Source organism: bacterium, from assembly GCA_016708315.1.
Taxonomy (GTDB): domain Bacteria; phylum Zixibacteria; class MSB-5A5; order CAIYYT01; family CAIYYT01; genus JADJGC01.
In genome coordinates, this window is record JADJGC010000003.1 from 87,491 (window position 1) to 107,597 (window position 20,107).

Sequence of the window (20,107 nt, forward strand, 5' to 3'; positions counted from 1 at the left end):
ATGAAGTCTATATACATCACACTCGTCCTCGCACTTCTCCTCACGGGAAATGCTTTCGCTGTCCAGCGCGAACTCATTGTCGCGAACTCGCTCGGCGAAACACTCGACGCTGTAAATCTCGAAGACAGTACCGTCTCGCCTTTTATTGACGAACTCGGCCTCTTCCCGAATGACATTGCCACCAGTGGCAACATCGGCATCGCTGTCAACTCCGGAAGCAACGATCTCTTCTTCTACGATCTCATCACCCTGCAGCGCACCGGCGCTTGCTTTGTTGGCGATAGCCGCAATCCCTACATTGGGGCATTCTTAAATGCAGACACCTTTTATGTCACAAATCTTGTCGCATCAACAGTGACCAAGGTGAAAACTTCCGACCGCAGTATCATCACCGAATTCCCGGTCGGCGACGGTATCGATGCCGACAGTCCGCAGGGCATTGTCATCCGCGATCGGCGCGCTTACATCTGCCTTGCCAGCTTCAACGACTTGTTCGAGTACGACGCCGGCAAACTCGAAGTCCGCGACTGCAACAATGACACTCTAATTGCACGCGTCACCGTAGGCGTAAACCCCCAGATTGCGCGATTCGGCCATGACGGTTATCTCTACATTCTTTGCACCGGGAACTATGCCGACATTGAAGGCAAGCTCTACAAGTTCGACCCAAACAACAATTCTGTCATGGATAGTCTCGCTATCGGTGGATATCCCGGCGGGTTGGCCATCACAGCTCAAGGCGTCGCATTCCTCGCCGCCGGTGGTTGGCCGCCTCCAGTTAAGATGACAACATCCGGTCTGGTGTTCGTTGATCGGCGCGATACGGTGCCTATAGGAGCCAAATCCGGTGGACTGGTCTACACAGTCAGCCTCGATGCCTTTGCGTTGCTCCACGGACCCGTCAATCCGCTCAACGCTGATTGGGGCGTGACATCAATGTTGACTGTTTCCGACTCGACTGTCATCACCACGAATTTTGCCGACGATACGATTACCGAGATCGATTCGGCCGGGGCGGTTCTTGCCCGATTCAGCGTCGGCGACGGCCCGGTGGCTCTTGCGAAAATCCCATCCTGTTTCGCCATTAAAGGAGACGCCAACGGTTCCGGGGGAATCAGTATCTCCGACGCCGTTTACATCATCGCTTTCATTTTCGGGGGCGGACCACAGCCCGCGGTGTACTATACCGGCGACATGAACTGCTCCGGCGACGTCACGATCTCAGATTCTGTCGCCCTAATCGCCCACATCTTTGGCGGCGGTCCCGGCTCCTGCGGTTGTGCCGACTAAGAGATTTTCGCAAAGTATCCGATGTCCTGTAAACAACAGTCAGGGCATCGGATATCCCATTCCAACTCGGCAAATTGTTGCATATAAACTGTACAGAAACGTCTTCAAAACCCCCAATCTGAACCGGAATTGTCCCTGCGTTTTTCGGGTATTGGTGTCGTATTAGCTAATGCAGAAGATAGCAGAGACCATCCACGGTCACACCCGACAGCTGTCGGCATCATTTTTGCATGTTGTTCCCATTTGGCATACCACGCACGAGATTTGGGAGTGGTGTGCGCTGGTCCAACCAGCCGCTCGAAGGTGACTTCGGGTATCCCCCCTCCACCACTCCCTTTAATTTGCCGCTTGTCCGGCGAGTCAGCTTGCCTCGCGATGGTTCTCATTGTATAATCAAGATATGTACCCTTTTTCGCCTCCCGAGTCTTATGCATATCGTGGCCGCGTTGCAACCCTTGCCGAACACCTTGGGTATTCAGCAAACGACAAGCTGTTGATTATCAATGCCGACGATCTTGGTTTGACATCTGGAATCAACCGCACAATCGCCGAACTCAGCTCCTCCGGTACGATTAGCTCAACGACAATAATGGTCACTGCCGGTGATTATCAGGATGCTTTGACTCGCATGAAGGCTCAACCCATTGCCTGCGGCGTGCACATCACGATGACTTCATCTCTCCCAGAAGCTCTCGTCGGGCCGGTTAGCCCCATCGCTGAAGTCGCCAGTCTCGTTGATGCCTCAGGAAAATTTCATCTCGACCGCGACCAGTTCTTTCTTGGCGCCAACCCCGAAGAAGCTCATCGTGAAGCAACCGCCCAGATTGAACGTGCATTGGCAGACGGAATCGACGTTACCCACATCGACAGCCACGAGGGCACAATGCAGCTTCGCCCGGAGTTTGCGGATCTGTACCTGGGTCTGGCGGCAAAGTTTCGCCTCCCTTTGCGTATGGGATCGCGGGCTTTGCTCGAGCAAATCGGTCTTGGTGATGGCTGGATTGAGCGCGCCCGCAGGCTGTGTCTCCAATTCACCGACAACTTCGTCTATCTGCCGATCGACGGTTTTGCCGCGCTCTCAGAAAAACACCACTATATGTGTCGCTTGCTTCAGCACCTGCCGTTCGGTGTCACAGAACTCTATTTTCATCCTGCCGATCCGCGTTACGAAGTCCGCACGCACCAGGCGAACAGGGAAGACCGCAACATTTGGTCAATCCGCGAATGGGACTACTCTATTCTTGTCTCGCCCGAATTTCAGTCGCTCATCAAAGAGCAGGGGATCAAGCTGATTAGTTTCGCACCAATCCGCGATCTCATGCGCGCTCAATAGCGCATGCTTTTTCTTCGTCTCAATTTTCAAAAATCAGAAAAATTACCCCAAAAAGGAAGACTGGGCGATTCTTTCGAACCTCCCAGTCCGTTGGGTACAGGGTAGGATAAGGAAGGGTCCCCAGGGAGCAACCTGAAGCGATCAACCCCAGGCCCTTCCGGTAGGATTACTCAAATGTCATCAGCATCGGGCGATGCTGTCTGAACTATTTTCACTACTTGTTCTAACGCCTGTATCATTTCAAAGTTCCAAACTTCAATTACTTAATTTGTGACTTTAGCCACTTGGTAGTAACTGATTTTGGTCTTTCGATCGGCCATCCAAGACCGCGTGCGACAACAGCTTGTGCGCACACGCCGAGGGCGCGCGATACGGAGAACAAGACAGTATAATATGCAAATTCAGTCATGCCATAGTGATAGAGCAACGCGCCTGATCCTGCGTCCACATTCGGCCACGGATCCTTAATCTTCTGCACTTGCTGAAGCACTGTCGGTACGACATCGAATACCTTCGCGACAAGCTGGAATACTTCGTCGTCAGCGATATTCTTCTTACCCCAATCAAGGAACGCCGCAAAGCGCGGGTCAGTGATGCGGAGAACGGCATGACCGTAACCCGGAACCACTTTACCTGAATTGAGAGTTTCCCAGGCGAATTCCTTCAACTGCTGATCAGTCGGAACGCCGCCGAATTTTTCCTTTACCATCAACACCCAGTTCAGGCACTCTTGATTGGCGAGGCCGTGAAGCGGTCCTGCAAGACCATTGAGTCCGGCAGAGAGGGCATAGTAAAGATCGGAAAGCGCAGAGTTGACGCAGAACGTCGTGTGGGCGCTGACGTTTCCTGATTCGTGGTCGGAATGAAGTACAAGATACAGTCTCATGCAATCGGCGAACTTGCCGGTCGGATCCGGAAGACCCAACATCTTAACATAGTTCTGCGACCAGTCGAGCGACGGATCGTAAGCGATGCGCGGTCCCTTGTTGAACTTCATCCGATAAACACCAGCCGCGATTTCGGGCAGCTTGGCGACGATGTCAAGCGCGTCTTCGAGCGTCCATACCCAGTATTCGCTCTTCGGCATGCCGGCATCATAATGCTCACGGAACTTTGATTCTCTTTCCATGACTAAAATGGCGGTATCGAACATTGCCATCGGATGCGAATCCTTCGGCATAGCTTCGAGTACTTTCCATACATATTCCGGCACCTTGGCGCGGGCTTTGAGTTCGCGGCTAAGGTCGGCAACTTCGTCCTTGGTCGGCATTTCGCCGGTCAACAGCAGCCAGAATACTTCTTCCGGGGTGTTGTTGACAAGGTCAGCGACCGGACGTCCGCGGATGATTAATCCCTTATCTGGCGGAACATCGGATGTGTCACAAACCAAACCCTTGACACCACGCATACCACCGTAGGCTTGCGCGATCGAAACATCGGAGATTTTTACATCGCCGTACTGCTTTACGAGGTCCTGAATCTCCTTCGACCATTTCGGGAGCTCAGTGGCCATTTTGTCTCTGATTGCTGTCATCTTGACTTCTTTTGCTATGGTTGCCATTTTATCGAACCTCCATATTCCGGCTTGAGCGGAGGACGAACTTCATATCATCACGCTTCGCCCACACCGGGCCAAATGTGAATAAATTCACAATTCTGTTCTCAGTATATACCTTTCAATTGCAGACTTGTCAACTATATTTTAGAGAAAAATAGCAGAAAAATCAAGCAATTATCCCAAACTTTCATCGGATTTAATGTAATTTTTATCCTCTATCTAATAAGTCGGAAAAGCCCCCATCTTCTTTAGAAGAATCTAATTAAAGGTAGATATTCCTGAGAATTCGAGAGGGTCAAATTCGAGGCTGGAACGTCGAAAGCTCGGAAAATTGTACTTGAAGGGTGCGGTAGCAGGGCAGTGGGTACTGAATCGGCGCTTTGGTTCAGTAAGACCAATTCACGTCAATCCTCATCATCCTCAGCTATCCGAATTGAATTTCCAATTCTTTGTTGATCTCGATTTGCTGCTGTTGTGTAAGACCGCCCTTTGAGGCACCATCGTCGCCGCCACGAGACGCCGATCCCCGATTGATAAATTCGGTGCAACTCATGACTTGGGCGCTGCAAGATTTTACATACGATTGAACTTCGCGGTCGTCGGTGACGACAATGATATGCCTAGGTGTGCGGCTGCGACCGACGATTGTTTTGATCTCCTGATCGGCGTTGGTTTTGGTCGCGAATATAACCGCGACGGCGCGATTCTCAGGCGCCGACATGTAATACCCGGCCTTGCCGTCAAACACCACGGTGACTTTGTTGCGCTGACTGCCATGTGGTCGTTTGTTGACAACGAACCGCACGAGTTCACCGCGCGCCTCTTCAAGTTTCATCTTGGCAAGGAATTCCGTGCGCTTGATTACGTTGTATCCATCAAGGATGTAATGGAGGGACATCAATCGCTCCTTTTAATGATCAAGCAAATGTACGGAGTTAGTCGCAAGAGTCAATGGTGGACTTCGCTTGACATCAACTTGTTAACCTGTACCCCACCGAACTGGACTGTTGAAAAAGCTCGAACTTTGTCATTCTGAGCGCAGCGAAGAATCGATGGGTGTTCATCAGCAGAGGCAAGTCCTTCGCCTGCGTTGCGGCTCAGGATGACAGTGAAGGAGCTTCTTCAACACTTACGAACCGGTGGGTTCTTCTAATCCGCGCTACCAATCTTGGCAAACACAATTCCCTTGACTCCACATCGAAGCGACATTACTTCTCCCCATGCACTGCATCTTCTGCCAAATCATCGAAGGAACCATCCCTCGAAAATCTTCTACCAGGATGACAACGTCATCGTGTTCCACGACATCACTCCCAAAGCGCCAATTCACTTGCTGATCTGTCCCAAACAGCACTTCACCGATTTCATGAGTGCGCCCCCCGAAGTTCGCTCCCAGCTTGCGGATACCGTGCAACGCATTAGCGAGATGCTCGGCGATAGGGGAAAGGACTTCCGCATCCAGATCAATAACGGCCCCGGTTCGGGCCAAATCGTGTTTCATCTGCATTATCATTTTCTCGGTCGGGGCTAAGCAAAATCCTTCCGATTCCGATTCTTGTAGGGGAGAGGACAATCGCGCCAGGTCATTATTGGTGGGAATCGGACTATGAGGAAAATTCTACTTTTTGCAGTTGTATCGTTGATCTTCGTCGGTCAATCTTGGGCAGATGATATCAACAATTCCAATCCCGGTGTCGCCACCTGGAATCTGATGTTCGGCGGGGGAAGTGCTGCCGGTCCCAATCGCAGTACCGCAATACATGGCGGCAGTGGACTCAGCTTCGGCGTGGGCGGTCATTTGTCATTGGGCATCTCTGCCAACTACACCATGTTCACAGGCTCCACGCCAAATGATGCCTCATACTTCCTTGATGCCCCCATCACTTTGTCAGGCTACTTCCTTGCCGGCGGAACTCTGCCAATGGCAATCTCCGGTGGTGTGGGAATGGGCTTCTCCGATCTCCCCGAATGGCGCAACTCCAATCGCGCTCTCACCGGACACCTTGGCGTTGCCGCGAATTTTGGAAGCTCACTGTGGCTGGAACTTAAGATGATTAAAGCCGCAACCAGTACCGGCAACGTCACATTCGGATTCGCACTCGCTTTCTGGGACCAGCCCTCGTGGCGCCCTTAAGAAACTTTCATTGAGCGAAGAATCGTGATAGTAGCCTAGGCCCCCTGTGAGCGTATCTGATTTTTTGGTGAGTAGGGCAGGTCTCCTTACCGGAATCATTATGGAATTTGGGGTATCTAGATGGAGACCTGCCAATGACTCACCCTGTGAACAGGATTGACTGGCAGGTCTCCAAATGCGTGCTACAATTTGTCGATGAATTTCGGCGAGGAGACCTGCCCTACCAACTGCTCCGCCTGACTCGCGTTCTAATTACTCCGCTCGTGCTGCTCGCTCGTCCCATTGTCGTACAGCCCCACAAACGTCGTCACGTTGCCGTCCTCGCCGCGGAGGAATTGCGCACGGAAGTACTCAACGCCCTTTAGCATAAACTTGTCTTTCCCGAGCGGGATGAGCTGGTTTTTCGGGTTCTCTCCGCGTTGATAATAAAGCGCGCCGTTCTCGACCCACACTTTGCGCGGACCGTAAGTCCCTTCATATTGGCGCAGCAAGTTTTCGTCCAATGCAACAGGATTGACTCTCGCCGCGAGTGCTTCCGCCGCCCATTGCAGGCGTTCCTTTTTCTGAAGATCATCCGTCTTTTCAGCGATTGCTTGAAGTGCCATCATCTGAGCGACGTCAAGCGCCTTCTCTACGTCTACGTCAACATCCGGCGTCACTCCAACGCCTTCCCAATTCGTTCCCGTAATCGGATTGATCGCGCGCCCGAACGGAACACTGACCTCGGTATTGAGACTCGCGAACAAGTGGCCCTCGGTCGGATGCGCGCCGCCCCCGGTCGTCTTGCCGATTATCGTGCCGCGCTTCAGATTCTTGAGATTGTAGGAAAACTCCTCGGCGCCCGAAAACGTGTTCGGACTTGTCAGCACGAAGACCTCCGCCTTATCGAGTTTCCTTCCCGGGACGTAAGCTTGCGTCCAAAACTGCTGCATTGTGTCGAGCGACCGGACATAAAAGCTGTTCAAATGCACTGGTGTTTCGAACAAATAACTCGAGATCAGCTGAATCATCGACGGATCACCGCCGCCGTTCTTGCGCAAATCGAAAATCAAGGCATCGCAATTCCCCAGGAAATTCATTGCCGCAATCGCTGTTGAACCGCCGACCTCCGCGGGTGTGAAGCCCCGCAGGTCAAGGTAGCCGATATTGCCCGGCAGGATTTCGAGCTTGAGAAATCCCATATTGCTGTTCTTCATTTCTTCTAAGAATGGATTCGCGGTCGTCGTGTCGTCTCTCGAGTGCAGTTCGCGTATCACGTCGTCCGGAACGAAGTAGACTCCAAGATGCAAATCATGGGATACTGACCTGAGATCTTGCGTTAGTTTCTGCAAAAACGCCGGGTATGCCTTGATATCCGTGTAGGCTCCCTTCTTGAGATTGCTCCGCATCAGCTTCTCCATCTCCTGTGCCTTGTCGAGAAAGATGTAGTTGTCGAGCAGGGCAGTGGAGACGCTGTCAATGATCGCAGCTTGCGCCTTCGCTGTAAGCTCCTTGTCCACTGGCGGACCACCGACTATTATCTGGGCTCGAAGTTGTGTTGTCGCGAGAAACAGCGTGCCAATTACGACAGTGGCACAAATTAGTCCGTTCACAATTCCCATGTTTGCTCGAATACGATTCTTCATGACAACAACTCCGATTGTTTGATAGCGATACGTTTATGGTGAAATATTGAGTTTCATGTAAACAGTTTCGCGAGCATAGGCCGTCGCCCATTTCGGTTTTGCCGACAATTTGCGGAAACCGTACTTGCGATAGAGCAAATTAGCCGCCTTGAGCTGAGTGCTGGTTCCCAATACCAGTTGATTGGCTCCGGCAAGACGGGTGCGATGGATGGCTGTTTCCAGCAGGCGCGCTCCAACACCACGACCGCGATACGGCTTGGCGACTGCCATCTTCGCGAGTTCATAAATCGTCTCCGAATGCCGAATCAACGCCACTGTGCCGACGATGTTGCTTTCCGACTTGGCGAAAAGCACCGCGCCGCCGCGCTTGATAATCTCCGCTTCCGGATTCTCCAGCATGACTTTGTCTGCGGCCTCCACCTTGAAAAACTCGCTCAGCCATTCTTCATTCAACTCGCGAAACTTATCTGCCCAGCGAGGTTTGAAGTCGACGATCTCGACTGCGGTCCGTTTCTCCGGATAAAGCTGTTCCGTGACGCGTGCATACATGTCTTTTTCATTCAATGAGACTTCGATCTGCTGAATCGCGCCGAGGAAATTGCCATCGAGCGAATTCAAAAGTTCCGCCGTGCAACCGCGAATAACGTCCCAAACCGGCTGTAGCTGCTTGACCATTTGTTTTCCCTGTTTGGTCAAACTCAACAGCCGCCGGCGGTCGTCGTTGCGATCGCGCGTCGAAGCCAATAGCCCGCCTCGTTCCATTTGTCCCGCAATCTGGTTGACTGCCGGGTGAGTGAATTGAAGGCGATCGGCGATTTCCGTCACCGACAACGGCGATTTCTGTGATAATAAGTATGCCACGGGAAACCATCGGGCTTCAAATTGCAGTTGATGTTCTTCATACACTCGCGAAATATCTCGCGCCAGACGGTCGCTTAATCGCTTGAGGCGACTGGCGAAAGCTAACGCTCCCAATTCCTTGATTGTGTCTTTACCGTGCCCTGTCATTGCACAATCCTTCCTGATGTAACTGGTTTACGTAAGCGCTTACCTAAAAGTTTGGTTAAGAATTGTTAAGTCCTCCTCTTGATTTTTCGTATTTATTACACGAGGAAGATACCTGCGCTTGCGCCAATTGGCGACAACAATCGTGGTTTTATGGCTCGGAATATTGACCGGCGACTACTTGTATGGCTGACAAGGCTCCATCCATAGTCGTCGCTAACATTATATTGTCCTTGACTCTCTATATGACCGTCAATATATTCATCAGTTCTGGAGTAATGAGGGGGCCAACAATTTTTCGTTTTGAGAGGAGGTTGAGCCAAGCTTGACAGGAGTAAAAGTCCGCGACGACGAGTCGTTTGAAAAGGCTTTAAGAAGATTCAACAAGCTGTGCGAACGTTCGGGCATTCTGTCGGATATCAAAAAGCACCAGCATTTTGAGAAGCCGTCTGACAGACGCAAGCGTAAAATGAACGCTGCCAAACGCAAAACGCGCCGGTTCAATCGGGAAGACTAAAGATGTCGGTGTTAGACACCCTGAACAACGACCTCAAGGATGCCATGCGAGCAGGCGACAAAGGCAAGCTCGAAGTCATCCGGGGATTGAAATCAGACATCAAGTATAAAGAGATTGAGTTGAAGCATCCTCCGACTGAGGAAGATGTACTTGCCGTGTTGTCTTCTGCCGCTAAGAAGCGCCGCGATTCCATCGAGCAGTTTCGTGCCGGTGGGAGAGAAGATCTGGCGACCAAGGAAGAATCGGAGCTGGCGATAATCATCCATTATCTGCCCCAGCAGCTTTCCGATGACGAATTGACTGCCTTTGTTGTGGCTGCTATTGAAGCGAGCGGAGCAAAAGCGCCGGCCGATTTGGGCAAAGTGATGAAAGAAGTCATGCCCAAAGTCAAAGGTCGCGCCGACGGCAATCGACTACGCGAAATCATCGCCGCCAAATTGGCGGGGTAAGATTGTTGAAATTAGATTAGAGTGGTGACCTGCCTGATGGCGACATCGGGCGGGTTTTTTATTTGACCCATCTGCATGAAGAGAAAATAGAATGGAAGCGCTGATCACCTACGACGACTTTCGCAAAGTCGATATCCGCGTCGGCGAAATCCTTGAAGTCCTCGACTTCGAACGTGCCAAGAATCCTTCTTACAAAGTCCGCGTCAACTTCGGCGCCGAAATCGGCGAAAAGTGGTCCAGCGTCCAGGCCAAACTTGCTTATACCAAAGAGGAACTTCTGGGTAGGCAAGTGCTTGCCGTAGTGAATTTTCCGCCCAAGAACATCGCCGGCTTCCAATCCGAGGTGCTGATCCTCGGTGTCGAGAAAGAAGACGGCAGTTTGTCGCTTTTGGAGCCGAGCCGAAAACCTGCAGTTATCGGTTTTAGAGTCTATTAGCGCAGAGAATATCTCCTTGCATTTCCACGCTCCGGAAAGTATACTCACTGTTCTGTATTGTTTAACGGTGAGATATGTTCGATTCACTTTCTGAGAAATTAGAGAAGGCATTTAAGACCCTGAGGGGTCAAGGGAAGCTGACGGAAGACAACGTCCGCGAGTCGGTGAAAGATGTCCGGCGCGCATTGCTTGATGCAGACGTCAACTTCAAGGTCGTCAAGCAGTTCATTGCCGGCGTCGAGGAAAAAAGCCTATGGCCAGGAAACACTCCGGTCAGTGGCGCCCGGCGAACAAATCGTCAAGATCATTTACGACGAACTGGTCGGAATTCTCGGCGGGCAGAATGCCCCCATCGAATTCCGCGGTACCCCTGGCAAGATCCTTCTCTGCGGTCTGCAAGGCTCCGGTAAGACGACTCTCGCCGGCAAACTCGCTTTGCACTACCAGAAGAAGGGCCAGCGCCCGCTCATGGTCGCCGCCGACATCTATCGTCCTGCTGCCGTCAAGCAATTACAGGTACTCGGCAAGCAGATCGATGTGCCGGTATTTCATGTTGATAAAAAGCCGCCGCAAATTTGCGCGGAGGCAATTGAATACGCTCGCGCCAATAACCTGACGCTGATCATCTTCGACACCGCCGGACGACTGCATATCGACCAGGAGTTGATGCAGGAACTCAGCGACATCAAGAAGAAGGTTTCGCCCGACGAAATCCTGCTGGTTGCCGATTCGATGACCGGTCAGGATGCCGTCAATGTCGCCGCTCAATTCAATGAGACACTCGACTTAAGCGGCGTGGCATTGACCAAGCTCGATGGCGACTCCGTGGCGGTGCGGCACTGTCTATCCGCCATATCACCGGCAAGCCGATCAAATTGGTCAGTGTCGGCGAAAAATTAAGCGATCTGGAGCTATTCTATCCGGAACGCATGGCGTCGCGAATCCTCGGTATGGGCGATATTGTCTCGCTGGTCGAGAAGGCGCAGGAAACCATCGATGTCAAGGAAGCTGTCAAACTCGAAAAGAAGCTCCGCAAGGAAGCTTTCACGTTCGACGACTTCTACCAGCAGCTTCAACAGCTCAAGAAAATGGGCTCGTTGGAGTCGATTTTGAAGATGATTCCCGGTGTTTCCAGCCAGTTGCGCAATGTCGAGATCGACGAGTCCCAGATGAAGCGCGTCGAAGCGATCATCCTTTCGATGACACTTGAAGAGCGCAACCGCCCGCAGGTTCTCAACGGTTCGCGCCGGGCAAGAATCGCTGACGGCTCCGGAACGTCGATTCAGGAGGTCAACCGCCTGATCAAACAATTCCAGCAGATGCAGAAGATGATCAAGCAGATGCGCGGTGGAAAATTAAAGAGGATGATTCCGGGTAACTTTTTCAATTAGGATTAGAACTAACTTATACGTATCTTAAATATGGAGGATTGACTTGGCAGTCAAACTAAGACTCAGAAGAATGGGCGCTAAGAAACGCCCGATTTACAGAATCGTCGCTATCGACTCGCGCCGTGCGCGCCAGGGTCGCTTTGTCGACATGATGGGTAACTACAACCCGCTGGTAAAGCCGGCGAAGATTACCATCAATGAAGAAAAGGTGCTTAAGTGGTTGGGTGAGGGAGCAGAGCCGTCTGACACCGTTCATACGCTGTTCTCCCAAATCGGTATCAATGAGAAGTGGGAACTGCTGAAGGCCGGTAAAGACGCTTCCGGGATCGAGATCAAGACGACGATCACCGAGCGCAAGAAACGCACCAGAAAAGCAAAAGCAGCTTCGGCGGCTCCGACCGGGGAAGCGTCCGCCTAACAGCGAGACGCTATTCTCAAGCGAGCAACTTCGCTTCACTCCCCGTCGCAGGACGCGCGGAGACACTCCGCCGACGCTTGCGTTTACATGGAAGCAAAAGTTTGTTTCTTATAGTTGAGGGAGAGTGAATGTGAAGGAGTTCGTTGAGACCATTGTTAAGGCCTTAGTGGATAATCCCGACGCCGTAGTGCTCAAGGAAATCGAAGGTGAGCGTACCACGGTTTTCGAACTTCGGGTTGGTCAGGGTGACCTGGGCAAAGTGATCGGAAAGGCGGGGAACACCGCCAAAGCGATCCGCACAATTATGCTGGCAGTATCTGCCAAACAAGGTAAACGCGCGGTATTGGAGATTCTCGAATAACGGATGAATTGATTGCGATTGGCAAAATAGTTCGCGCCCATGGAATCAAGGGCGAAGTAGTGGTTAATCCACTTACCGATTTTGTCGACCGGTTTGAAGATCTCGAATCAGCTTTCCTCGAAGGACGAGCGACCGCGCGGTATACAATCCGCGAAGTCCGCTACCACAAACGACAACTGCTGATCTTATTCGAAGGCATTGACACGCGCAATCTCGCCGAGGACCATATCGGCGAGTTTGTCAGCATCACCAAAGACGAAATGGTCGATCTTCCGGATCAGACCTTTTTCCTCTTCGACGTTATCGGCATGAAGGTATATACAGAATCCGGCGAGTACCTCGGCGAAATCGCCGAAATCATCGAAATGCCGGCAAACGATCTCTGGCGCGTCGAGGGCGAACGCTCGATTCTGCTCCCGGCATCAGAGAATGTCATTTTGAACGTCGACAAGGAAGAACGCAAGGTTACCGTCCGCATCATCGAAGGCCTGCTTGATCTGTAGAACATGAAAGTCACAATTCTTACCATCTTCCCGGAGTTCTTCGCAAGTCCGCTCGAACAGTCGCTTCTGCAAAAAGCAGTCGAAAACAAGACGCTTGAGGTTGAGATTGTTGACATCCGCAAGTTCTCAGGAAACAAGCACAACACCGTCGATGACGCACCTTTTGGCGGCGGTGGCGGAATGGTGATGAAAATTGAGCCGCTCTATGACGCGCTCTCTTCGGTGCTATATAATGACGAAAGCAAGAACCGCCGTATCGTCCTAACCTCTGCCGCAGGGCGCAAATACGACCAGCCGGCAGCTGTAAAGTACTCCCTGCTCGACCATTTGATTATTATCTGCGGTCGTTACAAGGGCGTCGACGAGCGAATTTTGAAGTTTTTCGACCTTGATGAAGTGTCGATTGGTGATTATATAATCAATGGCGGCGAGACAGCCGCCCTCGTCATCCTGGAATCTGTCTTCCGTTTATTGCCGGGAAGTATGCACGACATAGATTCGGCCTTGACAGATTCGTTCAGTGATGATATTCTCGGTGCTCCGGTATGGACTCGTCCCGCCGAGTTCCTGGGCGAAAAAGCGCCCGCGACTCTTCTGGGCGGGGACCATGCACGTATGGACGAGTTTCGTCGTTGGGCCGCGCTCAAGCGCACCATGGACAATCGTCCCGATCTGCTGCGTCGCGCGGACCTGTCCGATGACGACCGCGCCATGATCGAGCGGATCGCCGCCGGAAATGAATTTGATAATTAATTTGATTGGAGGATAAATATGAACATCGTGCAAAAAATCGAGGCGAAATACCTCCGCGAGCAGAAAGTCGATTTCGCTCCCGGTGACACCATCGCTGTCCATCAGAAAATCATGGAAGGCGACAAAGAACGCATCCAGATCTTCCAGGGTGTGGTCATGGGTCGTCGCGGCGGCGGCACCGCCACCGGCGCATCATTCACCGTCCGCAAAGTCACGCAGGGCATCGCTGTAGAAAAAGTCTACCCCTTGCATTCGCCGAATATCGCCAAGATCGAAAGAATTCGTACCGGCCGCGTTCGTCGCGCCAAGTTGAATTACTTGCGCAATCGCTCCGGTAAGGCTGCTCGTATCGACGAAAGAAAGCAAGACCTCACCGGCGAATAATTCCCGCGATTATATTGATTACACTTTTCGAAAGTGTCATCTCCAAATTGAAAGGCCGTGCCCACCCACGGCCTTCTTGTTTTTTACTTTGTAGGTCAGGGCCCCGTGCTCCTAACATTCCCATGTGCTCCTGACATTCCCGCCAAACAACCGAGTAGGTCAGGCCGGTGCCCTGACATTCCCGCCTACGATTACTCCCCGAAATCCTCCTTACCCCAATCGATTTCCTTACTCCCCCAATCACGTCGATACAAACCCTCTCGAACGTAATCGTGAAACGACGTCCACTGCCAATCAAACGGTGACTTGACAAGACCTTGCTTAACCGGATTGTAGTGCACATAATCGACATGCCGATTGTAGTCTTCCTGATTGCGAATAATATGATCCCAGAACCGGTTCTGCCAAACGCGACCGGACTTCTGTCCAAGTAGTTTTCGATATCGCGCACCAAATGACATTTTGATCGAATGCATAAGTGTTGAAATGTCCCACCCTGTTGGATCAACGACAAAGTGGAAATGATCGGGCATGATTACCCATGCGTGAAGTTCGAAGGGTTGCTTTGCACGAACTGCTTCGATCGACTCGATAAGTAGTTCGGCACTCTGGACGAGAATGGGAAAGCGGTCGAACGTTACGTTCGCGATAAAATAGATGTTTCCGCAAGTGTGATATCGTCGTAAAATGGACATGATAAAATATGGTATAGCAGACGTTTCACAACAAGGGATTTCGCTTTCAGTGAGATGTCAGGAGCACAGGGCTCCTGACCTACATAACTCAGCCGCGATACCGGAGTGAATTATGATGCGCAAGACAAGATATTTCGAGTGGTGTTCGATTTTCGCTGTTGCGTTCAGTCTCATAATTATTGTATGCGGGTGTGCTCCCGAGACGTTTGACGAAGCGGAGGCAAGCGCGCGGTTCAAATTCGAAGGTTTCCTTGACGTCGACGGACTTAATACACCAGACCAATTTGAAACTGAAGCCGCGAGGTATGCTCCGGCCTTCGGATTTCGCTGGTTTTCGAAGACATTTGATGTTGATTCTGTTAATGTAACCGTCTTGATCAATAAGGCGTGGTATCGCAGTGACAAAGTGAGATCGCGGGGAAACTGGAAGTTAATGCCGGAATCATCAATTGAGAGGGAGTACAGAACACGCGATAGTCTGGCAAGAGCGAAGGATCCCGGTTCTTGGGAATAGCTTAGTAGGTCAGGAACCCAGTGCTCCTGACAATCCGCCTCGCAACTCCTCGAGTTGTGCGCGGCAGAGACCGTCGTCTGCCTGCTTACGTAGTTTGCGTCAGCTCTTGTCCCGACGCCGAAACGTCTGACAGAAATCGACGGTCATCCGTCTACTTAACCCTACCAAGTCTGAGTAGCCGATTCGATTGTAACCGCTAAAGTGGCACGCAGCCAATCGAACTTCTCTTTCATGAAGGTAAAGTCGGGACCCTCCGTCACGAAACTCGCCTTTCCTTTTATCAAGAAACCTGCACCCGCACCATGCAATCCTTTAACCTTGCTGCTTCCCAATGTAATCAGCACCGAAGGGTTGTGGGCAATATTAGCTTCAGTCTTTTGCATATATCCCGCCGGGATGAACAGTCGTCCGTCTGGCGAGATTCTCAAGTAGCTATTCCAGGTGTTGACCATATGCGGGCCATCCTGTCCCAGTGTCGCAATCGCAACCACCCCATCTGTTTTCATTATTTCAAGCAGCTTTTCCGGGATCATCGTGTGTACCTCATGTTTGTTGGCTTTCGTTTACTCCGAATAATCACTTTGTGGCGTTCGGAAAAACTGCCGGGTTGATAACTGTGTTCTTCTCTGCCAATCAAGGTAGCATATCATGTATGCCTCAGCCAACGTCTTATTTCGTCTATGGCAAATCTGACGCCGTGTGCGCCCGACCCTTCTCTCAGGTCCGTTGGTCAAGCCCTCTTGGGGCTTGACCGCTAAGTAGGTCAGGAGCCCCGTGCTCCTGACTGCCTCGGGTGACCAGCAAAACAAAACCGGCCTTGCGGCCGGTTTTTCCGTGGATCTGAAAAGGGACTTATCCTCAAGCTCGTGAAGTAAACTGCGCGCATGCGCGATCCAATGCAAGACTCTTGGTTAGTTCACTGACTTTTTCTACGTGATCTGCCCAGAAGAAATCCAACCAGCATAGCACCGGCAGCAGCGCCGCCGATGTACGCCCACGGACGGTTGTGCACGCTCTTGTCGACACCGACCGCAACGTCGACAGCCTTCTGTTTGCCCGCCTCGTACCTTTCCGAAACGCGATGTTTGATCTGCCCGCTGATCGATCCGAGCATCGAAGTGAGATTGGAGTACTTGTTTTCTATCGCGGACTGAAGGTCATGCTTCCTGTCGCGCGCGGCTTCTTCCAGTAACTCCAGCGCCTGATCAATTCTCTTGTCATCGAAATGACTCGATCTTGAATCCTGCGCATTGAAGCGCTTTCCGTCTTGTTGTGACATAGTCGTATCCTCCGTGTTTTTCTGTTTGTCATCAATCGGGCTCATGACTGAGTTCTCCATTGTTTTTGAGTGTATTAGAAAATTCTCTGAATTCTTACGCTGTCGTTTATCCCCTCACTATCAGTACCACTGAGAAGACTGCCACTGCAGCCGGCAGGATATTGACGAATGAATAGGGGAGGAAGAAGGTAGCGATGAAAGTTACCACCACCGATGGCAGTACAACATATCTCAAAATGTCGAAGACAATCTTGAGAATCTTCGCGGCGACAAGTCCAAGAATACTTAAGCTTAGAACCGCAGCCGCAATCACTCCCGGGGTGCCGAAATGCGATCGCACATACTGCAGTCCATTCCCAAGCAATCCGCTCGGGTCAATGGAAACAATCTGTTCTAACAGTTCGGGCATACGCAATCCTTCGGGGCGAAAGTTTGAAATTGTCCAGGTCAATTAAAAGTGCGTGCGGAGACGCGGATTACATGTCGGAGACTGACGTGTCCCGACTATCAATCATCTGAATTTTGTTGTCGTAGGTAGTGCTTTGAGCTTCCGTTACAGTACTCAATCTGGAGACTGCGTCCCTGATCCTCAATCCGGCTGTTACGATCGTCTTGAGGCGGGCCTTCACTTCCTCCGGAAGCTGATGTTCCTTCATCAGCAGGAGTTCTGCGTTTCCCAGCACAACCGTAAGCGGATTGTTGATTTCGTGATTTAGCGCAACCGCAGTCTGTCTGACAGCTTCAGCGCGGGCAGAATGTAGGTCTTTGCTTTGACCAAACAGACTCTTGAAGGCTGCTACAATCCTTGACCGGTCGAGTGACCTCAGCCAGTCTTTGGTGCGATTCGGACCGATCCTGCTCTGCGAAATGTTTCGACTCGACAATCGATTCCTCTTCTCTGCTCCTATTCATTGTACGCTGTGGTTGCCCCAAAGGTCCGTAGTTCAGAGGATTGAAAATGGAGCTAATCCATAAGATGTACCGATGAACTCGATTATTGAAGAGGAGGATCATTGGCACAAGTTGCTCTCCCTTTCGCAGGTGCCCCACCGCTTGCGGTGGGATAGCAGCAACTTGACCACTACATATTGTGGTCAGTCAAGTAGGTCAGGGCCCCCCCTGGGGAAGTTGTACAAACGGGTCTTGAAAAGGCCCCAATCTGTCATCCGGCGGGCGAAGGATCTGCCTGTGTAACAAAGACTAACAGATTCTTCACTTCGTGATTCTGCTTGCTGCAATAAGTGGTGTCGACATACATTGTAGCGACTGAGAATCGAAGGATGTGGCTATGGGTAAGATTGCAACGACGAGATACATTACTGCGCTTGTAATAGCTCCGGCAGGTTTTGCAGTTGCAGTGATCTTGTCTTTCGTTGTTCACCCGGGATTTTTGTTTCTCGGATTCGTATGGTTCGTTGTTGTTTCTGTTCGATTCGACAGGCTACGGTGTCCGAATTGTAGTTCCAAGATAGAACTCTGGACCCGCAAGAAAATCGGTTTGGTAGAACTAGACTGGTGGACCTTGTGCCCGCCAAAGTGCCACAAGTGCGGTCAGAATTTCTGATTTTGTACCCCACCGAACCGGTGGGATCAGTTCTCCACGCGGCAAATCACGACTTTGAGTCCGTAGGTCGGGTTCGCAGCGACCTGTCCCGCGCTTTAGCGGGAAGCGCCGAACCCGACATGAACCATCATCCTTGTCCTCCATCAAACGTGCGAAATTGACTCCTACCCCCAAAAAATCTGTAGCTACTATGTCGAGATTTCTCTTTGTCGGTAAGGGTAGAGGCACTGATGTTTCGTCAGTGAGCCAGTTTTGCCGGCCCAACAAGTGTGAGCCGCGAGTTCGCAACGGCCGTTGCGGTTAAACAATCTCGATCTCGCTGCCAGCCCTTGCCGGGGCAAGTCTGCAATAGGTAGCCCCGATTGCAGATGTAAATGGACTCTGAAGGGAACATCGGGTTCGGTGATATTACGATGTCCCGATTAACCCGGGTTATGCCCATAATTTTTATAGAGGACCAATAGAGAGCGAAGACCAGACAAGATGAGATAACAAAAACCGCTTGCCGCATCCGTTGAAAGTCGCGAGAATCAAGACATGAAACGATGGGGAGATACCGAATCGAATCTGCGCCGAAGCGGGTGTACTCTGATTTGCGGCGTCGATGAAGCCGGTCGCGGTCCGCTTGCCGGACCTGTGATTGCCGCGGCAGTGGTGCTTCCGCCCGGATTTGCATCGCGCGACATCGACGACTCCAAACGTCTCACCGCCCGACAGCGTGAGGAGATGTACGACTACATCACCGAGAATGCGCGCGACTATGCGATTGCATCCTCATCACCCGCGATGATCGACCGCATCAACATTCTGCAGGCAACTTTCAGCGCCATGCGCAATGCGGTCAGGCAACTGCGACAGCAACCTGACTATGTTTTGGTCGATGGTAACATGCGCGTCCCGCGACTGGAAATCTCCCAGCGCGCCATCGTCAAAGGCGACCAGACCGTGCTCGCCATTGCCTGCGCTTCGATCCTTGCCAAAGTCACCCGCGATCGCATCATGTGCGAATACCATCGTCAGTATCCGCAATACGGTTTCGACCGCCACAAGGGCTATCCCACGCCGGAGCATCGTGCCATGATTCAACAGCACGGCGCCATCGAAATTCACCGCCGCAGCTTCACGCTTCTGGCAGGGCAGTACGAATTGCGATTCACCGGTTCAAGCGACAATTAGATTCTAACTTATGCGCAATAATCGCCAAGCCGGTGCGCGCTATGAAAACGCCGCGAAAGATTTCCTGATCACATACGGCTACGAAATCATCGCACAAAACTACCGCTCCGGTCGCCACGAAATCGATATCATCTGCCGCAAAGACAATCAACTCATCTTCGTCGAAGTCAAAGGCTCGGCCTCGGAAGTCTTCGGTGACGCCGCCCACAAGGTCAACCTTACCAAACAGCAATCGATCATCGCCGCCGCGCAGGGATATATTCAAAATGCCAATGTCGAGTATGATTCGTATCGATTCGATGTAATCGTAGTTTCGGATAAGCAGGGGGAGTTACTGATAGAACACGTCGAAGGCGCGTTTACTCTTTAGTCGAATCCGCTCCGGTGGGAAGTCCCAGTGATTCACGCCGCGCATTGAGCTGCAGTTCCACACGGTCCCAAATTTCAATCAATCTCTCCGGATCTTGATTTAGTTCGCGCTTGAGCGCCATCAGCGAAGAATCGGTCAGCCCGAAACCGGCAAGAATCGAATCGCGCTTCACGAGGTACGACGCGCTCACCGTGTCGCTCTGTGACCACAGCAGCATCAGCTCGACATAAGAGTTCACAAAAATGTCCTCGCGCGGATTCCGCTCCGGCTCCTGCAGTACGAAATAGGCGACAGTCGCGCTGATAGCGACAATCAGTGTGATGGTAACGATAGGGCGCATTAGTGCAAGATG

25 protein-coding genes and 1 pseudogene are annotated in these 20,107 nt (G+C 51.6%); 16 read left to right on the forward strand and 10 right to left on the reverse strand.

Annotated features, from left to right (window positions below; all coding sequences use genetic code 11):
• Window positions 1–1,290 (forward strand): hypothetical protein, encoded by a 1,290-nt coding sequence (locus IPH59_03310; GenBank protein MBK7090740.1) that lies wholly within the window; start codon window positions 1–3, stop codon window positions 1,288–1,290.
• Between the two features lie 400 nt (window positions 1,291–1,690).
• Window positions 1,691–2,623 carry a ChbG/HpnK family deacetylase gene (locus IPH59_03315; GenBank protein ID MBK7090741.1) on the forward strand — a complete coding sequence of 311 codons (933 nt, stop codon included), beginning with the start codon at window positions 1,691–1,693 and terminating at the stop codon, window positions 2,621–2,623.
• A 259-nt stretch (window positions 2,624–2,882) separates the two neighbouring features.
• Here IPH59_03315 and IPH59_03320 read toward each other — a convergent pair whose 3' ends face one another.
• Window positions 2,883–4,157 (reverse strand): citrate (Si)-synthase, encoded by a 1,275-nt coding sequence (locus IPH59_03320; GenBank protein MBK7090742.1) that lies wholly within the window; start codon window positions 4,155–4,157, stop codon window positions 2,883–2,885.
• Window positions 4,158–4,605: 448 nt separating this feature from the next.
• The gene (locus tag IPH59_03325) at window positions 4,606–5,079 is read right to left on the reverse strand and encodes an NYN domain-containing protein (protein MBK7090743.1); all 474 of its coding nucleotides are present in this window, start codon (window positions 5,077–5,079) and stop codon (window positions 4,606–4,608) included.
• 288 nt (window positions 5,080–5,367) lie between these two features.
• Between IPH59_03325 and IPH59_03330 the strand changes: the two genes are divergently transcribed.
• Both IPH59_03330 and IPH59_03335 read left to right on the forward strand, forming a co-directional pair.
• Window positions 5,368–5,712 carry an HIT domain-containing protein gene (locus IPH59_03330; protein ID MBK7090744.1) on the forward strand — a complete coding sequence of 115 codons (345 nt, stop codon included), beginning with the start codon at window positions 5,368–5,370 and terminating at the stop codon, window positions 5,710–5,712.
• Between the two features lie 75 nt (window positions 5,713–5,787).
• A complete protein-coding gene (locus IPH59_03335; GenBank protein ID MBK7090745.1) occupies window positions 5,788–6,315 on the forward strand; it encodes a hypothetical protein in 528 nt (175 codons plus the stop codon).
• 248 nt (window positions 6,316–6,563) lie between these two features.
• Here the strand turns inward: IPH59_03335 and IPH59_03340 are convergent, their stop codons facing one another.
• Window positions 6,564–7,940 carry a S41 family peptidase gene (locus IPH59_03340; GenBank protein MBK7090746.1) on the reverse strand — a complete coding sequence of 459 codons (1,377 nt, stop codon included), beginning with the start codon at window positions 7,938–7,940 and terminating at the stop codon, window positions 6,564–6,566.
• 33 nt (window positions 7,941–7,973) lie between these two features.
• A complete protein-coding gene (locus tag IPH59_03345; GenBank protein ID MBK7090747.1) occupies window positions 7,974–8,948 on the reverse strand; it encodes a MarR family transcriptional regulator/GNAT family N-acetyltransferase in 975 nt (324 codons plus the stop codon).
• Window positions 8,949–9,270: 322 nt separating this feature from the next.
• Here IPH59_03345 and rpsU point away from each other — a divergent pair, with 322 nt between their 5' ends.
• From rpsU to rplS, 9 genes and pseudogenes are all read left to right on the forward strand, one after another.
• Window positions 9,271–9,462, forward strand: coding sequence for a 30S ribosomal protein S21 (gene rpsU, locus IPH59_03350; GenBank protein ID MBK7090748.1), 192 nt, complete (start codon window positions 9,271–9,273; stop codon window positions 9,460–9,462).
• Window positions 9,463–9,464: 2 nt separating this feature from the next.
• Complete coding sequence (locus IPH59_03355) at window positions 9,465–9,911, forward strand: GatB/YqeY domain-containing protein (GenBank protein ID MBK7090749.1); 447 nt, start codon at window positions 9,465–9,467, stop codon at window positions 9,909–9,911.
• Between the two features lie 91 nt (window positions 9,912–10,002).
• On the forward strand, window positions 10,003–10,347 hold the full coding sequence (locus IPH59_03360; GenBank protein ID MBK7090750.1) for a tRNA-binding protein: 345 nt from the start codon (window positions 10,003–10,005) through the stop codon (window positions 10,345–10,347).
• A 74-nt stretch (window positions 10,348–10,421) separates the two neighbouring features.
• A pseudogene (ffh, locus tag IPH59_03365) lies at window positions 10,422–11,738 on the forward strand (signal recognition particle protein).
• 43 nt (window positions 11,739–11,781) lie between these two features.
• Window positions 11,782–12,156 carry a 30S ribosomal protein S16 gene (gene rpsP / locus IPH59_03370; GenBank protein ID MBK7090751.1) on the forward strand — a complete coding sequence of 125 codons (375 nt, stop codon included), beginning with the start codon at window positions 11,782–11,784 and terminating at the stop codon, window positions 12,154–12,156.
• 130 nt (window positions 12,157–12,286) lie between these two features.
• Entirely contained in the window at window positions 12,287–12,517 is a 231-nt protein-coding gene (locus IPH59_03375) for a KH domain-containing protein (GenBank protein ID MBK7090752.1), read from the forward strand.
• An 8-nt stretch (window positions 12,518–12,525) separates the two neighbouring features.
• Window positions 12,526–13,020 carry a 16S rRNA processing protein RimM gene (gene rimM, locus IPH59_03380; protein MBK7090753.1) on the forward strand — a complete coding sequence of 165 codons (495 nt, stop codon included), beginning with the start codon at window positions 12,526–12,528 and terminating at the stop codon, window positions 13,018–13,020.
• A 3-nt stretch (window positions 13,021–13,023) separates the two neighbouring features.
• The gene (trmD, locus tag IPH59_03385) at window positions 13,024–13,773 is read left to right on the forward strand and encodes a tRNA (guanosine(37)-N1)-methyltransferase TrmD (GenBank protein ID MBK7090754.1); all 750 of its coding nucleotides are present in this window, start codon (window positions 13,024–13,026) and stop codon (window positions 13,771–13,773) included.
• 18 nt (window positions 13,774–13,791) lie between these two features.
• Window positions 13,792–14,157, forward strand: a complete 366-nt coding sequence (gene rplS / locus IPH59_03390) for a 50S ribosomal protein L19 (GenBank protein MBK7090755.1) — start codon at window positions 13,792–13,794, stop codon at window positions 14,155–14,157.
• Between the two features lie 191 nt (window positions 14,158–14,348).
• Here rplS and IPH59_03395 read toward each other — a convergent pair whose 3' ends face one another.
• Complete coding sequence (locus IPH59_03395; GenBank protein ID MBK7090756.1) at window positions 14,349–14,852, reverse strand: transposase; 504 nt, start codon at window positions 14,850–14,852, stop codon at window positions 14,349–14,351.
• Between the two features lie 112 nt (window positions 14,853–14,964).
• Here IPH59_03395 and IPH59_03400 point away from each other — a divergent pair, with 112 nt between their 5' ends.
• Complete coding sequence (locus IPH59_03400) at window positions 14,965–15,366, forward strand: hypothetical protein (protein ID MBK7090757.1); 402 nt, start codon at window positions 14,965–14,967, stop codon at window positions 15,364–15,366.
• Window positions 15,367–15,527: 161 nt separating this feature from the next.
• Here the strand turns inward: IPH59_03400 and IPH59_03405 are convergent, their stop codons facing one another.
• From IPH59_03405 to IPH59_03420, 4 genes are all read right to left on the reverse strand, one after another.
• Window positions 15,528–15,899, reverse strand: coding sequence for a pyridoxamine 5'-phosphate oxidase family protein (locus IPH59_03405; GenBank protein MBK7090758.1), 372 nt, complete (start codon window positions 15,897–15,899; stop codon window positions 15,528–15,530).
• A gap of 383 nt (window positions 15,900–16,282) precedes the next feature.
• Window positions 16,283–16,690, reverse strand: a complete 408-nt coding sequence (locus tag IPH59_03410) for a hypothetical protein (protein ID MBK7090759.1) — start codon at window positions 16,688–16,690, stop codon at window positions 16,283–16,285.
• A 61-nt stretch (window positions 16,691–16,751) separates the two neighbouring features.
• Window positions 16,752–17,054, reverse strand: coding sequence for a hypothetical protein (locus tag IPH59_03415; protein ID MBK7090760.1), 303 nt, complete (start codon window positions 17,052–17,054; stop codon window positions 16,752–16,754).
• Window positions 17,055–17,121: 67 nt separating this feature from the next.
• Window positions 17,122–17,529 (reverse strand): hypothetical protein, encoded by a 408-nt coding sequence (locus IPH59_03420; protein MBK7090761.1) that lies wholly within the window; start codon window positions 17,527–17,529, stop codon window positions 17,122–17,124.
• Window positions 17,530–18,746: 1,217 nt separating this feature from the next.
• Between IPH59_03420 and IPH59_03425 the strand changes: the two genes are divergently transcribed.
• Together IPH59_03425 and IPH59_03430 are read left to right on the forward strand one after the other, a co-directional pair.
• Window positions 18,747–19,385 carry a ribonuclease HII gene (locus IPH59_03425; GenBank protein ID MBK7090762.1) on the forward strand — a complete coding sequence of 213 codons (639 nt, stop codon included), beginning with the start codon at window positions 18,747–18,749 and terminating at the stop codon, window positions 19,383–19,385.
• A gap of 10 nt (window positions 19,386–19,395) precedes the next feature.
• Window positions 19,396–19,755 carry a YraN family protein gene (locus IPH59_03430; GenBank protein MBK7090763.1) on the forward strand — a complete coding sequence of 120 codons (360 nt, stop codon included), beginning with the start codon at window positions 19,396–19,398 and terminating at the stop codon, window positions 19,753–19,755.
• On the opposite strand, the gene IPH59_03435 is transcribed toward IPH59_03430, so the two are convergent.
• The gene (locus IPH59_03435) at window positions 19,745–20,095 is read right to left on the reverse strand and encodes a hypothetical protein (protein MBK7090764.1); all 351 of its coding nucleotides are present in this window, start codon (window positions 20,093–20,095) and stop codon (window positions 19,745–19,747) included. The genes IPH59_03430 and IPH59_03435 overlap by 11 nt on opposite strands.
• Between the last annotated feature and the right edge of the window lie 12 nt (window positions 20,096–20,107).